Consider the following 14,841-nt stretch of genomic DNA (forward strand, 5'->3'; position numbering starts at 1 on the left):
CCGCGGTCAGCCCTGCCCGCCGCCGAAGCCCACCTGCGGGGCGCCGGACGCGGCCTCCTTGCGCAGCCGCTCGCCCTTGGCCTTGGCCAGGCGCTTGAGCTCCTCCTGGAACTCCTCCATCCGGCTGCGCAGGGCCTCGTCGCCGGAGGCCAGCATCCGCACCGCCAGCAGCCCGGCGTTGCGGGCCGCCCCCACGGCGACGGTGGCCACCGGCACCCCGGCCGGCATCTGCACGATGGACAGCAGCGAGTCCATCCCGTCCAGGTGCTTGAGCGGCACCGGCACGCCGACCACCGGCAGCGGCGTCACCGACGCCAGCATCCCCGGCAGGTGGGCCGCGCCGCCCGCCCCGGCGATGATCGCCTTCAGGCCGCGCTCCGCCGCCCGCGAGCCGTACTCGATCATCTCGTGCGGCATCCGGTGCGCCGAGACCACGTCGGCCTCGTAGGACACGCCGAACTCCTCCAGGGCGGCGGCGGCCTCGCGCATCACCGGCCAGTCGGAGTCGCTGCCCATCACGATGCCGACGGCCGGGGCCGTCTCCTGCTGCGCGGACTCGTGCTCGGTCACTGGGGGTCTCCCTTGAGGTAGGCGGCCGCGTCGCGGGCGCGGGCGAGCAGTTCGGCGGGATCGTCGCCGCAGACGGTGACGTGCCCGATCTTGCGGCCCGGGCGCACCTGCTTGCCGTAGAAGTGCACCTTCAGGCCGGGGTCCTTGGCCATGACGTGGACGTAGCGCCCGTAGACGTCGGGGTCCTCGCCGCCGAGCAGGTTGGCCATCACGGTGACCGGCGCCGCGGTGCGCGGCGAGCCCAGCGGCAGGTCCAGCACCGCCCGCAGGTGCTGCTCGAACTGGGAGGTGCGGGCGCCCTCGATGGTCCAGTGGCCGGAGTTGTGCGGGCGCATCGCCAGCTCGTTGACGACCACGCCGCCGGCGGTCTCGAACAGCTCCACCGCCAGCATGCCCACCACGCCCAGCGCGTGCGCCAGCTCGATGGCCAGCTCCTGGGCGTGCACCGCCAGGTCGGGGTCGAGGCCGGGCGCCGGGGCCACCACCTCGTGGCAGATGCCGCCGCGCTGCACCGTCTCCACCACCGGGTAGGCGGCCACCTGGCCGTAGGGCGAGCGGGCCACCTGGACCGCCAGCTCACGGGAGAAGTCCACCTTCTCCTCCACCAGCAGCGGCACCTCCTCGGCGGCCGCGCGCTCCACCACGGTGCGGGCCTCGCCGGCGCCGCCGACCACCCACACGCCCTTGCCGTCGTAGCCGCCCCGGGCCGCCTTGAGCACCACCGGCCAGCCGGCCTCGGCGGCGAACGCCTCCACCTGCGCGGTCTCGGTGACCGGGCGCCAGCGGGGGCACGGCGCCCCCAGCTCGCCGGCGCGCACCCGCATGCGCAGCTTGTCCTGGGCGAACCGCAGCGCGTCCCGGCCCGGGCGCAGCGCCACGCCCTCCTCCTCCAGGCGGCGCAGCACCGGCTCGGGCACGTGCTCGTGGTCGAAGGTGAGCACGTCGCAGGACTTGCCGAAGGCCAGCAGGTCCTCCAGTCCGCGGTCGTCGCCCAGGCGCACGTCCCCGCACACCAGCGCGGCGCTGTCGCTCGGAGACCCGGCCAGCACGGCGAAGTCCGCCCCCAGGGCGATGCCCGCCTGGTGGGTCATGCGCGCCAGCTGTCCGCCCCCCACCATTCCGACACGGGGCACCGTGCGGTTAAGCTCACTCACTGTTCCCTCATCGCCTCACTGATCGGCCGGCATGCCGAACGCAGTCTAATGACCGCCCGCGGCCAGGATCGGAGCGACCATGCGATTCGTGACCGGGCTCTACCGCCGGTTCGCCCACCTGGTCCACGAGATGGCCAAGTTCGGGACGGTGGGCGCCGTCGCCTACGCGGTGCAGCTGGCCACCACCAACCTGCTGTGGTCGGCCCTGGACGCCCCCGCGCTGGCCGGCCAGGCGGCGGGCACCGTGTGCGCCACGCTGGTCGCCTTCCTCGGCAACCGCTACTGGACCTTCGGCCACCGCGCCCGCACCGGCCTCGGCCGCGAATACGTCCTGTTCTTCATCATGAACGGGATCGGACTGCTGATCCAACTCGGCTGCCTGTGGGCGGCGGTGCACGGCCTGGGGCAGGACGGCCCCCTCGCGCGCAATATCGCCGGAAACGTGATCGGCGTGGGACTGGGGTCGCTCTTCCGCTTCTGGTCCTATCGCACCTGGGTCTTTCCCGAACGGCGGGACGCGCCGGAGGAGCCCGGTGCGCAGGAGCGCCAGGGGGCCTGAGGCGCACGTTTTCGGCCAATCCCCGTTCAAAGAACGGCAAAGGCAGGTACCGGACGCCCTTCACACCCGATATCGTCCGGGCCGCGCGCCGGTGATTTCATCCGCCCCTGCTCCATACGGCGCGCATAATAGTGAATTGCCCTGGCGGCACTTACGATCTGCACCATGACCTGCGTTCTGCTGGCCGAAGACGACACCTCCATCTACGAGCCGCTCGCCCGCGCACTGCGCCGCGAGGGCTATACGGTGGACGTGACCGTCAACGGTACCGACACCCTCGACCGCGCCCGCGCGGGGGACATCGACCTGATGGTCCTGGACCTGGGCCTGCCGGAGATGGACGGGCTGGAGGTCGCCCGACGGCTGCGCGCCGAGGGGCACACCACGCCCATCCTCATCCTGACGGCGCGGGCCGACGAGGTCGACACCGTGGTGGGGCTGGACGCCGGCGCCGACGACTACGTCACCAAGCCGTTCCGGCTGGCCGAACTGCTGGCCCGGGTCCGGGCGCTGCTGCGCCGCGGCGGGGCCGAGGTCCCGGTGGTGCACGGGGTGCGGATCGACAACGATTCACGGCGCGCCTGGCTCGGCGAGGAGGAGCTGCAGCTGACCACCAAGGAGTTCGACCTGCTGCGGGTCCTGGTGCGCGACGCCGGCAAGGTCGTCACGCGCGAGCAGATCATGCGCGAGGTGTGGGACACCAACTGGTGGGGCTCGACCAAGACCCTGGACATGCACATCTCCTGGCTGCGCCGCAAGCTCGGGGACGACGCCAACCAGCCCTCCTACATCACCACCGTGCGCGGCGTCGGGTTCCGGTTCGAGCGGGACTGACCGCGCGGCCGACGACCCGCCTGCGCCGCGGACGCCCGCCGGAGCGGGGGCCCGACCAGAAGGGACGACATGCGCAGGCGGATGCTGTTCTCCACGCTCGTGGTGACCGTGATCGCGGTCATGCTCCTCGGCCTGCCCCTGGGCGCCCTGGTCTACCGGTCGGCCTATGAGGAGGCCGGGCGCGCGCTCCACCAGGACGCCGAGGTCATCGCGGCCGACGCCGACGCCCAGCTGCAGAACGAGGGCGGCATCGACGTCCCGCACTTCGCCCAGGTCTACCCGGACCTGGCGATCCGGCTGACGCCCCCCGGCTCGGGCGGGGCGGTGGAGGCCGGCGGGTGGGGGTACTCCCCCGGCGGCGGCGACACCCGCGCCGTGATGGAGGCCGAGGCCGTCTCCCCCGGCGGGGTCCGGGTGGAGGTCTGGCGCAGCACCCGCCCCATCCAGGAGAACGTGTTCAACGCCTGGCTCGGCATCGCCTCCCTGTCGCTGCTGGCCATCGGGGTGGCGGTGGGCCTGGCGGTGCTGCAGGCCCGGCGGCTGACACTGCCGCTGGTGGACCTGGCCGCCACCGCCGAGCGGCTGGGGTCGGGGGTGGCCACCCCCTGGGGCCACCGCTACGGCATCCCCGAGGCCGACCGGGTCGCCGAGGTGCTGGACCGCAGCGCCGAGCGGATCGCCGGGCTGATCGCCACCGAGCGGCATTTCGCCACCGACGCCTCCCACCAGCTGCGCACCCCGCTGACCTCGCTCACCATGCGGCTGGAGGAGATCATCGCCGAGGCCGAGGACCCCCAGGTGGTGCGCGAGGAGGGCGAGGCCGCGCTGCAGCAGGCCGAGCGGCTCACCCAGACCGTGGAGAGCCTGCTGGGGCGGGCCCGCAAGAGCCAGAACCCCGAGGTGGAGCCGGTCGGCGTGGACCGGCTGCTGGAGCGCTTCGTGGCCGAGTGGTCGCCGATGTTCCGCCGGAACGGGCGCGACCTGCGGCTGACCGGGGCCAAGGGGATGACCGCGATGACGGTGCCCATGGACCTGGTGCAGATCATGGCCGTGCTGGTGGAGAACGCCGCGGTGCACGGGCAGGGCACGGTCACGGTGCACGTGGTCGACGGCGGGCACTCGGTGCGCATCGAGGTCGCCGACGAGGGCGACGGCGTCCCCGACCACCTGGTGGGCCGGATCTTCGACCGCGAGGTCAGCGGCGCCGGCGGCACCGGCCTGGGCCTGGCGCTGGCCCGGCACATCGCCGAGTCCGAGGGCGCCCGCCTGGAGCTGGTCAAGGCCAACCCGCCCACCTTCTCGGTCTTCCTGCCGGTCGGCGGCGAGGGCCTGGACAAGGCCACCGGCCCGGTCTAGGGGTGTTTCCTGGATCAGGCCCTAGTAGTACTTCGTTAGGTTCCTGGTTTCTCTTTTCCCTGCCCGGTTCCGCCGTCCGCCCGGTTTGCCTGGTTCTCTCGTTGATCTCGGGAAAAACGACCCTAAAAACGGGCGGGAAGGGTCGTTTTTCCCGAGATCAACGAGAGAACCAGGCAAACCGGGCGGACGGCGGAACCGGGCAGGGAAAAGAGAAACCAGGAACCTAACGAAGTACTACTAGGGATCAGTACCCCCGGTCGATCCACTCCTGCAGGTGCGGCGCCTCCGCGCCGACCGTGGTGGAGGGGCCGTGGCCGGTGTGCACCGCCGTCTGCGGCGGCAGCGCCAGCAGGCGGTCCCGGATCGAGGCGATGATCGTCGGGAAGTCGGAGAAGGACCGCCCGGTGGCCCCCGGGCCGCCGCGGAAGAGGGTGTCCCCGGTGAAGACCGTGCCCTGCCCCTCGGCGTAGAGGCACACCCCGCCCGGGGTGTGCCCGGGGGTGTGCAGCACCCGGAGCTCGACCCCGCCGGCCTGCAGCAGCTCCCCCTCCAGCAGCGGCGCGTCGGGCTCGCGGTCCGGGTGGACCCGGTGCCACAGCTCGGCGTCGTCGGGGTGCAGCAGGATCGGCGCGTCGCACAGGTCGGCGAGCGCCGCCGCCGCGTTGACGTGGTCGTTGTGCCCGTGCGTGCACACCACCGCCATCAGCTCCCGGTCGCCCAGGGCGCGGGCGATGGCCTCGTGGTCGTGGGCGGCGTCCACCACCACCGCGGTGCGGTCGTCGCCGACGATCCAGACGTTGTTCTCCACCTCCCACTCGCCGCCGTCCAGGGCGAACACCCCGGAGGTGACCAGGTTCTGCACGGGCTCGGCGGACGTCTCGGCCATTCAGCGGACCACCACCGATCGCAGTACGCTCCCCTTGCGCATCCGGTCGAAGGCCTCCTCCACGTCGTCCAGGGCGATCCGCTCGGACACGAACGCGTCCAGGTCGAGCCGCCCCTGCAGGTACAGGTCGATCAGCATCGGGAAGTCCCGGGAGGGCAGGCAGTCCCCGTACCAGGACGAGGCGAGGACGCCGCCGCGCGCGAACACGTCCAGCAGCGGCAGCTCCGCCGTCATCTCCGGGGTGGGCACCCCCACCAGGACCGCGGTGCCGGCCAGGTCGCGGGCGTAGAACGCCTGCCGGAAGGTCTCGGGCCGCCCCACCGCGTCGATCACCACGTCGGCGCCGAACCCGCCGGTGCGCTCGCGGATCGCGGCCACCGGGGCCTGCTCGCGGGCGTCGACCGTGTCGGTGGCCCCCAGCCGGGCCGCCCACGGGAGCTTGCGGGCGTCCACGTCGAGGGCGATGATGCGCGCGGCGCCGGCCAGCCGGGCCCCGGCCACCGCCGCCGCGCCCACGCCGCCGCAGCCGATCACCGCCACGGTGTCCCCGCGCCCCACCCGCCCGGTGTTGATCGCCGCGCCCAGCCCGGCCATCACCCCGCACCCCAGCAGCCCGGCCGCGGCCGGGTCGGCGGCGGGGTCGACCCGGGTGCACTGCCCGGCCGCCACCAGGGTGGCCTCGGCGAACGCGCCGATGCCCAGCGCCGGGGAGAGCGCCGTGCCGTCCTCCAGCCGCATGGGCTGCGCGGCGTTGGCGGTGTCGAAGCAGTACCAGGGCCGCCCGCGGGCGCAGGCGCGGCACCGCCCGCACACCGCCCGCCAGTTCAGCACCACGAAGTCGCCGGGCTCCAGGCCCGCCACGCCTTCGCCGACGGACTCGACCACGCCGGCGGCCTCATGGCCGAGCAGATAGGGGAACTCATCGCCGATGCCGCCCTCGCGGTAGTGCAGGTCGGTATGGCAGACCCCGCAGGCCTGCACCTCCACCCGCGCCTCGCCGGGGCCGGGATCGGGGACGACGACGGTCTCCAGGCTGACGGGGGCGTTCTTCTCGCGGGCGACGACCGCGCGCACGGTGCGGCCGGCGGGACGGGGATCGTGGGACACCAGCGCTCCTTGGGGTCGGGCCCGGGGTCTTCCCCCTCCTCATGCCCCGCGGAGCCCCTCCGCAAGCCCCCTCAGGCGCCGGTGGCCGGGGTGGCCGGCGCGGGGGTGAACACCCGGCGCAGCGCGTAGGGCTGGAGCCGGCCCAGCCCGTGGGCGTGGCGCGCGCGCACCGCCGCCACCCGCAGCGCGGACTCGCCCTCCAGCTGCTCGGCCATGGCGTCGTCGACGAGCACCGTCCCGGGCCGGGCGAAGGAGGTGAGCCGGCTGGCGCGGTTGACCGTGGTGCCGAAGACGTCGCCCAGCAGCGCCAGGATCGGGCCGTAGGCCACGCCCACCCGCACGTCGGGCACCTCGATGTCGGTGGCCACCCCGTCGGACAGGCGCAGCGCGATCTCGGCGGCCTGGCGGGGGGTGTTGGCCACGAAGAACACCTCGTCGCCGAGGGTCTTGACGACCCGGCCGCCGCCGGAGGAGACGATGTCGGTGGCGGTGGACTCGAACCCCTCCACCACCTCGGCCAGCTCCACCTCGTCCAGCTCGCGGCTGAGGTTGGTGAAGGAGACCAGGTCGGCGAAGCCCACGGCGAGCGGGAAGTAGGTGGGGGCGGCGTCCTCGCTGCTCTCCATGAACGCCAGGCGGCGCGCCGATGAGGCGGCCAGCTGCCGCCGCCAGATGTGCACCAGCAGCCGCTCCACGTCGGGGAGCAGGTCGCGGGTCAGGCCCACCAGCGGGCCCAGGTCGCCGCCGTCGTCCCCGGAGCGCTCGTAGGCCAGGGCGGAGAGGATGCTGGTCTGCCACTCGGCCAGGCGGGCCATGGTCTGGCCCATCGAGCGGGCCAGGCGGATCGCGGCGTCCTCGTCGACCTTGCCCGCGGCCAGCAGGTCGGCGGCGGTGCGCAGCGCCTCGACGTCGCTGTCGGTGAACGCCGCGACGTCCTCGCCGCGGCTGGGGAAGCCCAGGGCCCGCCAGACCCGGCCGGCGAACTCGGGAGGGGCGCCGGACAGCCGCACGGCCTCGGCGCGGGTATGGCGCGCCTGTCCTCCCAACAAGGCGGCTTCGATCTGCTCGGGGTCCGGACGCGCGGGCATACGTTCTCTCGTCTTCGCTGCGGTGGTGGCGGGCCTCGGATAACGCTCCGGGCCCCACGCGATCACGTGTGTATCACTGTCGGTTTAGCGGGCGGGACCTCTCCGCGTCAAGAACGCCCCGGCCTCCGGGCTTGTGGCACGGCCTCCATGGTGCCACGCCCGCTCCGCCCCCAGCAGGGCGCCTCACCCGCCGCGGACGTGGACCACGTCCCCGGCGCCGACCGCCTCGGGCGGGCCGCCGTCCGGGCGCACCACCAGGCGGCCGTCGGCGTCCACCTCCTCGGCGCGGCCCTCGAGCAGCCGCCCGTCCGGCAGGTGCACCCGCACCCGGGAGCCCAGGGTGGCGCAGTACCCCCGGTACTCGCCGGCCAGGCCGCTGCGCTCGGCGTCGCCGCCGGCCTCCTCCCACCCCCGGTACACCTCGGCGAAGGCGCGCAGCACGGCGCGCAGCAGCGGGTCCCGGTCGCCCTGCGGGTCGCCCTCGAGCACCAGCGAGGTGGCCGTGTCCACCGGCAGCTCCCCGCGGCGCTGGGACACGTTCAGCCCCATGCCCACCACCACCGCCGGGTCCCCCCGGGAGAAGTCGGCCTCGGCCAGGATGCCGGCCAGCTTGCCGCCCGAGGGGGCGAGGACGTCGTTGGGCCACTTGAGCACCGGCGGCACCTGGGCCACGAAGCCGCACGCGCGCACCGCGGCCGCACCCATCGCCAGCGGCAGCCACCCCAGCCGGTCGGCCGCCGCGCGCGGACGCACCAGCACCGAGAAGGTCAGGGCCGCCCGGGCCGGGGTGGTGAACCCCCGTCCCAGGCGGCCCCGCCCGGCGGTCTGGTGCTCGGTGACCAGCACCCGCCCGGCCTCGGCGCCCTCGCGCGCGCGGCCCAGCAGCTCGGTGTTGGTGGACCCCAGCGCCTGCACCACCTCCACCCCGGTCCACAGCGAACCGGGCCTGACCAGGGCGCGGTTCAACGCGCCCTCGTTCAGCGGCGGGCGGTCCAGGTCGGAGTAGCGGGACGGTGTGGCGCTCATGGGTCCCTGTATACCGGTCAGCCGGTGTTCTGCAGGCCCGCCGCCACGCCGTTGACCGACAGCAGCAGCAGCCGCTCCAGGTGGCGCTGGTCCTCCTCGTCGAGCTTGCCGGCCTCCGGTCCGCGCAGCGCGTTGAGCGCCCGCAGCTGCAGGTGCGACAGCGCGTCCACGTACGGGTTGCGCAGGTCCACCGCCCGCGAGAGCACCCGGCGGTTCTCCAGCAGCCGGGTGTGCCCGGTGGTGCGCAACACCAGGTCCCGGGTGCGGTCGTACTCCTCCAGCACCTTGGCGGTCAGCTCGGGCCGCCCGCCCAGCCGCAGGTACCGCTCGGCGATCGCCCGGTCGGTCTTGGCCAGGCTCATCTCGGCGTTGTCCAGCAGCGAGGCCAGCAGCGGCCACTCGGCGTAGGCCGCGCGCAGCGCCTCGGGGTCCGAGGCCGCCGCCAGCCCGGTGCCCAGGCCGTACCAGCCGGGCAGGTTGACCCGGGTCTGGGTCCAGGCGAACACCCACGGGATGGCCCGCAGGTCGCCCAGCCCGCGCGCCGCCGACCGGCGCGAGGGGCGCGAGCCCAGCCGCAGCTCGCCCAGCTCCTCCAGCGGGCTCACCCGGGAGAACCACTCGGCGAAGCCCTCGGTGTCGATGAGCTCCCGGTAGGCCGCCTGGGCCGCCTCGGCGATCTCGTCGGCCATCCCGCGGAAGCGGTCGGCCGCCTCGCGGGCCCGGTCCTGCACCGTGGCGGTGGAGGCGAGCAGCACCGCGTGCCCCACCTGCTCGGCGTGGCGGTGGGCGATCGCCTTCTGCCCGTACCGGGCGAAGATCACCTCGCCCTGCTCGGTCACCTTGAACCGGCCGTCCACCGAGCCGGGGGCCTGGGCCAGCAGCGCCCGGCTGGCCGGGCCGCCGCCGCGGCCCAACGACCCCCCGCGGCCGTGGAACAGGGTGAGCACCACCCCGTTGCGCTCGGCCCACGCGGCCAGCCGGCCCTGCACGTCGTACAGCCGCAGCGTGGCGCTGACCGGCCCGACGTCCTTGGCCGAGTCGCTGTAGCCGAGCATGACCTCCAGCCGGTTCCCGGTCTCGGACAGGCGGCGCCGCACGTCCGGCAGCTCCAGCATCCCGTCCAGCACGTGCGGGGAGGCGTCCAGGTCGGCGCCGGTCTCGAAGAGCGGGATCACGTCCAGCACCGGCGCCCTGCCGGCCGGCAGGGCGTGTGCGGCCAGCTCGTACACCGCGGCCACGTCCGCGGCCGAGCGGGTGAAGCTGACGATGTAGCGGCGGCAGGCGTCCACCCCGAACCGCTCCTGGATCCAGGCGACCACCCGCAGGGTGGCCAGCACCTCCTGGGTGGCCTCGGAGAGCTCGCCGCCGGCCCGCACCTCCTCCAGCGCCCGGGCGTGCACCTCGCTGTGCTGGCGGATCTCCAGCTCGGCCAGGTGGAAGCCGAACGTCTCGGCCTGCCACACCAGGTGCTGCAGCTCCCCGTAGGCCTGGCGGCGGGCGCCGGCCGCGTCCAGCGAGCGCTGCACCGTGCGCAGGTCCTCCAGCAGCTCCTCGGGCCGCCCGTAGGCCAGGTCGGCGTCGCGCTCGCGGGTGGCGCGCAGCCGCGCCGCCGCGACCAGCAGCATCTGCCGGTGCGGCTCGTTCGGGGAGCGCTTGGCGATGTCGGCCGTCAGCCGCGGGTGCGCGGCCTGCGCCGTGGCCAGGGTGTCCCGCAGGTCCTCACTGGCCGGGGTCAGGTTGGAGTAGGCGGTCAGGGTGCGCGCCACCCGGCCGCAGGCCTCCTCCAGGCTGCGCAGCACGTGCTCGGACTGGATGGTGATCGCCTCGCGGGTCACCTCGTGGGTGACGAACGGGTTGCCGTCCCGGTCCCCGCCGATCCAGCTGCCGTAGCGCATGAAGGCCGGCGCCCGCGGCGGCCGGGTGCCGGTCCCGGCCGGGTCCAGCGCGGTGTCCAGCGACCGGTAGATCTGGGGGACCACCTCGAAGATGGTCTCGTCGAAGGCGGCCATCGCGGTGCGCACCTCGTCCAGCGGGTCCAGCTTGGTGTAGCGCAGCTGGGAGGTGCGCCAGAGCAGGTCCACCTCCTCGGTGAGGCGGCGGCGGGCCTCCCGCTCGGCGGCGCTGTCGGGGTGGGCGGCGTGCAGCCGCTCCAGCTGGGCGCCGATGCGCAGGATGGCGGTGGACACCGCCCGGCGGCGCGCCTCGGTCGGGTGGGCGGTCAGCACCGGGTGGAACTCCATGCCGGCCACGAACTCCGCCAGCCGGTCCTCGCCGCAGTCCTCGCGGACCTCCTCCACCGCCGCGGCCAGCGACTCGCGCGGGGGGTGCACCGCGTCGTCGCGCTCGCGCAGGGCGCGCATCCGCTGGTGCTCCTCGGCGAGGTTGGCCAGGTGGAAGTAGACGGTGAACGCGCGCGCCACCTGCTTGGCCCGCTCCAGCGGCCAGGCGTCGACGAGCTCGGTGATCTCGGCCGCCTCCACGGTGCCCTCGCGGGCCCCGATCACCGCGGTGCGCAGCCGCTCCACGTCGGCGAGCAGATCCTCGCCGCCGCCCTCGGCCAGCACCGTGCCCAGGGTGCCGCCGAGCAGCCGGATGTCGCTGCGCAACTGCTCGGGCATCTCCTGCCGGGCGCCTTCGCGCCCGGCGCCGGCGGGGTCGTTCGCCATCGCCAGATCTCCTCTCGCAGGGTCACCGCGCCGGCGCCGTTGCAGGTTCCGCGGTGGCATGTCGGTGCGACAGCCTAGCGGGCGTGGTCTGGACCATTGGGCACCCGGGGTGCCTCGGTCCCCACCTGCGGCGCGGCCCGGCGCGGCCGGGAAGTGGTCTACCCGGCCGCGCCCCGGTGTCTACCCGCGCAGGGCCGGGATCACCTCCGCCCCGTATGTGACGGCCACCTCGTCCACGGCGTCGTGCATCGCGTACAGGGCGAACTGGTCCACGCCCAGCGCGCGCAGCTCCTTCATCCGGCGCCGGTGCTCCTCGGGCGGGCCCAGCACGCAGAACCGGTCCACGATCGCGTCCGGCACGAACGCGGTGTCGGGGTTGCCCGTGCGGCCGTGGTGGGCGTAGTCGTACCCGCGGCGCTCCCGGATGTAGTCGGTCAGCTCCTGCGGGACCGCCCCGGACGCCGGGCCGTACCGGGCGACCAGGTCGGCGACGTGGTTGCCGACCATGCCGCCGAACCACCGGCACTGCTCGCGCGCGTGGGCGAGCCCCTCGGGGGTGCCGTCGGTGACGTAGGCCGGTGCGGCGACGCAGATCGACAGGGCGTCCGGGTCGCGCCCGGCCTCCCGCGCCGACCGGCGCACCGCGTCGACCATCCACTCGGTCAGGGAGGGGTCGGCCAGCTGCAGGATGAACCCGTCGGCGACGCGCCCGGCCATCGCCAGCGCCTTGGGCCCGTAGGCCGCCGCCCACACCGGCAGCCGGCCGGACTCCACCCAGGGCAGGCGCACCGGGGCGCCGTCCACGTCGGCCTCGCGCCCCTCGGCCAGGTCCCGGATGGCGCCGATGGCCTCCTCCATGCGCGCCAGGGTGGCGGGCCTGCGGCCGGCGACGCGCATCGCCGAGTCGCCGCGCCCGATCCCGCACACCGTGCGCGGGCCGTACATCTCGTTCAGCGTGGCGAACGCCGACGCGGTGACCTCCCAGGCCCGGGTGGACGGGTTGGTCACCATCGGCCCGACCCTCAGCAGCTCGGTGGCGGCCAGGATCCGGCTGTAGAGGACGAACGGCTCCTGCCACAGCACGCAGGAGTCGAACGTCCAGCCGTGGGTGAAGCCGAGCTCCTCGGCGCGGCGCATCCGCTCCACCGTCCGCGCGCCGGGCGGGTCGGTCTGCAGTACCAGTCCGAAGTCCACGGCGGCCCCCTTCCTCAGATCAGTTCCCCGCACAGCCCCCGCCGGACGAACCTGCCGTGCCCCGCCGCGCCGGTGTAGGCGCCCCGGTCCACCACCACCCGCCCGCGGGAGAGCACCGTGCGGGCCCGGCCCGTCACGCGCATCCCCTCATAGGCCGAGTAGTCGACGTTCATGTGGTGGGTGGCGGCGGAGAGCACCTGCTCGGCCGAGGGGTCGTAGACGACGATGTCGGCGTCGGTGCCGGGGGCCACGGTGCCCTTGCGCGGGTACAGCCCGAACATCCGGGCCGGGGCCGCGCAGGCCAGCTCGATCCACCGCCGACGCGAGATGCGCCCGTCCAGCACCGCCTGGTGCAGCAGGTCCATCCGGTGCTCCACCCCGGGCATGCCGTTGGGGATCTTGGAGAAGTCCCCGCGCCCCAGGTCCTTCTGGCCCTTGAAGCAGAACGGGCAGTGGTCGGTGGAGACCACCGACAGGTCGCCGGTGCGCAGGCCCCGCCACAGCGCCTCCTGGTGCTCGCGGGGGCGCAGGGGCGTGGAGCACACGTACTTGGCGCCCTCGAAGTCCGGCCGGGCCAGCTCGTCCACGGACAGGTACAGGTACTGCGGGCACGTCTCGGCGAAGACGTTGAGCCCGTCGTCGCGCGCGCGGGCGATCTCGGCCACCGCCTGCTCGGCCGACACGTGCACGATGTACAGCGGCGCACCGGCCACCTGGGCCAGGCGCACCGCCCGGTGCACCGCCTCGGACTCCAGCAGCTCCCTGCGCACCTGCCCGTGCGCCTCGGGGCCGGTGCGCCCCTCGGCCAGCGCCTGCTCCACCAGTACGTCGATGGCCAAGCCGTTCTCGGCGTGCATCATCATCAGACCGCCGTTGGCGGCGGCGCGCTGCATGGTGCGCAGGATGCGCCCGTCGTCGCTGTAGAACACCCCCGGGTAGGCCATGAACATCTTGAACGAGGTGATGCCCTCGTCCACCAGGGCGTCCATCTCCTTCAGCGCCTCGGGCACCGCGTCGCCCACGATGGCGTGGAACCCGTAGTCGATCGCGCAGGCGCCCTCGGCCTTGGCGTGCCAGGCGTCCACGCTCGCCCGCAGCGACTCCCCGGCCCGCTGGACCGCGAAGTCGACGATGGTGGTCGTGCCGCCCCAGGCCGCCGCCCGGGTGCCGGTCTCGAAGGTGTCACTGGCGTAGGTGCCGCCGAACGGCATCTCCATGTGGGTGTGGGCGTCCACGCCGCCGGGGAGCACGTAGTGCCCCTCGGCGTCGATCACCTCGGCCCCGCTCCGCGCCCAGGAGCGGGCGGCCTCGCTGTCCCGGGCCGCCACCGCGGCCACGCGCTCGCCCTCCACCAGCACGTCGGCCGGCGCCTCCTCGGCGGCGGTGACCAGCAGGCCGCCGCGGATCAGGGTGCGCTCCGGCGTCGTCGCCATGCCGCCTCCCCTCAGGCCCCGGTCAGCGGGCCGTAGGCGTCGGGGCGCCGGTCCCGGTAGAACGCCCACTGGGTGCGCGCCTCCTCGACCGCGTCGAAGTCGAGGTCGCGCACGAGCAGCTCGGGCTTGCGGTCCGAGGCGACGTCTCCGACGAAGGCCCCGCGCGGGTCGGCGAAGTAGCTGGAGCCGTAGAAGTCGTTGTCGCCGTACTCCTCGGTGCCCACCCGGTTGATGGCGGCGACGTAGTACAGGTTGGCGACGGCGGCGGCGGGCTGCTCCAGCTTCCACAGGTGGGCCGACAGGCCCCGGCTGGTCGCCGAGGGGTTGAACACCAGCTGCGCGCCGGCCAGCCCGAGCGCGCGCCACCCCTCGGGGAAGTGCCGGTCATAGCAGATGTAGACGCCGATCCGGCCCGCGGCGGTGTCGAACACCGGCCAGCCCAGGTTGCCGGGCCGGAAGTAGTACTTCTCCCAGAACCCCTTCACCTGCGGGATGTGGTGCTTGCGGTACTTGCCCAGGTAGGTGCCGTCGGCGTCGACCACGGCGGCGGTGTTGTAGAACCAGCCCGGCCCCTCCCGCTCGAAGACCGGCAGCACCATCACCAGGCCCAGCTCCCGGGCCAGCGCCGAGAAGCGGGCGACCGTCGGCCCGTCCGGGACCTGCTCGGCCAGCGCGAAGTGCGCGTCCTGCTGCACCTGGCAGAAGTAGGGCCCGGTGAAGATCTCCTGGAATCCGATGACCTGCGCCCCCTGGGCGGCGGCCTCTCTGGCGTAGCGCTCGTGGGCGTCGGTCATCGACGCGGTGTCGCCGGTCCACTCGGTCTGGACGAGCGCGGCACGAACCATCTGCGGCATGGCCCTCCTTAACGCCGTCCCGGGCCCCCCTTGGCCGCGGGAAGCGTCGACGGTAAGCAGGCCCCGCACCGGGGGTCAACGGTCCCGGGCGACACGCCCTGTCCGGACCCGGGG

At 74.2% G+C, this 14,841-nt stretch carries 13 protein-coding genes; 3 read left to right on the forward strand and 10 right to left on the reverse strand.

The genetic code is table 11. From position 1 onward, the window contains the following. Window positions 1-6 precede the first annotated feature (6 nt). Window positions 7-570 (reverse strand): 5-(carboxyamino)imidazole ribonucleotide mutase, encoded by a 564-nt coding sequence (gene purE / locus D450_RS0110255; RefSeq protein WP_017538578.1) that lies wholly within the window; start codon window positions 568-570, stop codon window positions 7-9. Further along, on the reverse strand, window positions 567-1,724 hold the full coding sequence (locus tag D450_RS0110260; RefSeq protein WP_039820325.1) for a 5-(carboxyamino)imidazole ribonucleotide synthase: 1,158 nt from the start codon (window positions 1,722-1,724) through the stop codon (window positions 567-569). The genes purE and D450_RS0110260 overlap by 4 nt, the downstream gene beginning before the upstream one ends. A 79-nt stretch (window positions 1,725-1,803) precedes the next feature. On the opposite strand from D450_RS0110260, the gene D450_RS0110265 reads away from it, so the two are divergent. The 3 genes from D450_RS0110265 to D450_RS0110275 all read left to right on the forward strand — a co-directional run bounded on the left by D450_RS0110265 (window position 1,804) and on the right by D450_RS0110275 (window position 4,473). Next, window positions 1,804-2,283 carry a GtrA family protein gene (locus D450_RS0110265; protein ID WP_017538580.1) on the forward strand — a complete coding sequence of 160 codons (480 nt, stop codon included), beginning with the start codon at window positions 1,804-1,806 and terminating at the stop codon, window positions 2,281-2,283. A gap of 165 nt (window positions 2,284-2,448) precedes the next feature. Next, window positions 2,449-3,117, forward strand: a complete 669-nt coding sequence (locus tag D450_RS0110270; protein ID WP_017538581.1) for a response regulator transcription factor — start codon at window positions 2,449-2,451, stop codon at window positions 3,115-3,117. A gap of 69 nt (window positions 3,118-3,186) precedes the next feature. Further along, entirely contained in the window at window positions 3,187-4,473 is a 1,287-nt protein-coding gene (locus tag D450_RS0110275) for a sensor histidine kinase (protein WP_026128474.1), read from the forward strand. A 244-nt stretch (window positions 4,474-4,717) separates the two neighbouring features. On the opposite strand, the gene D450_RS0110280 is transcribed toward D450_RS0110275, so the two are convergent. The 8 genes from D450_RS0110280 to D450_RS0110315 form a co-directional block, all read right to left on the reverse strand. Further along, window positions 4,718-5,359, reverse strand: a complete 642-nt coding sequence (locus D450_RS0110280) for an MBL fold metallo-hydrolase (protein ID WP_017538583.1) — start codon at window positions 5,357-5,359, stop codon at window positions 4,718-4,720. Then, entirely contained in the window at window positions 5,360-6,466 is a 1,107-nt protein-coding gene (locus D450_RS0110285) for an S-(hydroxymethyl)mycothiol dehydrogenase (RefSeq protein ID WP_017538584.1), read from the reverse strand. Window positions 6,467-6,537: 71 nt separating this feature from the next. After that, window positions 6,538-7,554, reverse strand: a complete 1,017-nt coding sequence (locus tag D450_RS0110290) for an adenylate/guanylate cyclase domain-containing protein (protein WP_017538585.1) — start codon at window positions 7,552-7,554, stop codon at window positions 6,538-6,540. Window positions 7,555-7,737: 183 nt separating this feature from the next. Then, window positions 7,738-8,580: a biotin--[acetyl-CoA-carboxylase] ligase gene (locus D450_RS0110295; protein ID WP_017538586.1), complete on the reverse strand. Its 843-nt coding sequence runs from the start codon at window positions 8,578-8,580 to the stop codon at window positions 7,738-7,740. 17 nt (window positions 8,581-8,597) lie between these two features. Further along, window positions 8,598-11,198 carry a phosphoenolpyruvate carboxylase gene (locus D450_RS0110300; protein ID WP_051063569.1) on the reverse strand — a complete coding sequence of 867 codons (2,601 nt, stop codon included), beginning with the start codon at window positions 11,196-11,198 and terminating at the stop codon, window positions 8,598-8,600. Between the two features lie 228 nt (window positions 11,199-11,426). Continuing rightward, complete coding sequence (locus tag D450_RS0110305; RefSeq protein ID WP_017538588.1) at window positions 11,427-12,440, reverse strand: TIGR03842 family LLM class F420-dependent oxidoreductase; 1,014 nt, start codon at window positions 12,438-12,440, stop codon at window positions 11,427-11,429. 14 nt (window positions 12,441-12,454) lie between these two features. Then, window positions 12,455-13,873 (reverse strand): dihydropyrimidinase, encoded by a 1,419-nt coding sequence (gene hydA / locus D450_RS0110310; RefSeq protein WP_017538589.1) that lies wholly within the window; start codon window positions 13,871-13,873, stop codon window positions 12,455-12,457. 11 nt (window positions 13,874-13,884) lie between these two features. Beyond that, window positions 13,885-14,727: a nitrilase-related carbon-nitrogen hydrolase gene (locus tag D450_RS0110315; RefSeq protein WP_017538590.1), complete on the reverse strand. Its 843-nt coding sequence runs from the start codon at window positions 14,725-14,727 to the stop codon at window positions 13,885-13,887. Window positions 14,728-14,841 lie beyond the last annotated feature (114 nt).

The organism is Nocardiopsis halophila DSM 44494, from assembly GCF_000341245.1.
GTDB lineage: Bacteria > Actinomycetota > Actinomycetes > Streptosporangiales > Streptosporangiaceae > Nocardiopsis_A > Nocardiopsis_A halophila.

What these genes read in the sequence shown, in the direction of transcription:
- hydA (WP_017538589.1), bottom strand. Translation starts at nt 13,873, where the DNA reads ATGGCGACGACGCCGGAGCGCACCCTGATCCGCGGCGGCCTGCTGGTC.
- D450_RS0110265 (WP_017538580.1), top strand. Translation starts at nt 1,804, where the DNA reads ATGCGATTCGTGACCGGGCTCTACCGCCGGTTCGCCCACCTGGTCCAC.
- D450_RS0110315 (WP_017538590.1), bottom strand. Translation starts at nt 14,727, where the DNA reads ATGCCGCAGATGGTTCGTGCCGCGCTCGTCCAGACCGAGTGGACCGGC.
- D450_RS0110295 (WP_017538586.1), bottom strand. Translation starts at nt 8,580, where the DNA reads ATGAGCGCCACACCGTCCCGCTACTCCGACCTGGACCGCCCGCCGCTG.
- D450_RS0110300 (WP_051063569.1), bottom strand. Translation starts at nt 11,198, where the DNA reads ATGCCCGAGCAGTTGCGCAGCGACATCCGGCTGCTCGGCGGCACCCTG.
- D450_RS0110275 (WP_026128474.1), top strand. Translation starts at nt 3,187, where the DNA reads ATGCGCAGGCGGATGCTGTTCTCCACGCTCGTGGTGACCGTGATCGCG.
- D450_RS0110270 (WP_017538581.1), top strand. Translation starts at nt 2,449, where the DNA reads ATGACCTGCGTTCTGCTGGCCGAAGACGACACCTCCATCTACGAGCCG.
- D450_RS0110280 (WP_017538583.1), bottom strand. Translation starts at nt 5,359, where the DNA reads ATGGCCGAGACGTCCGCCGAGCCCGTGCAGAACCTGGTCACCTCCGGG.
- D450_RS0110290 (WP_017538585.1), bottom strand. Translation starts at nt 7,554, where the DNA reads ATGCCCGCGCGTCCGGACCCCGAGCAGATCGAAGCCGCCTTGTTGGGA.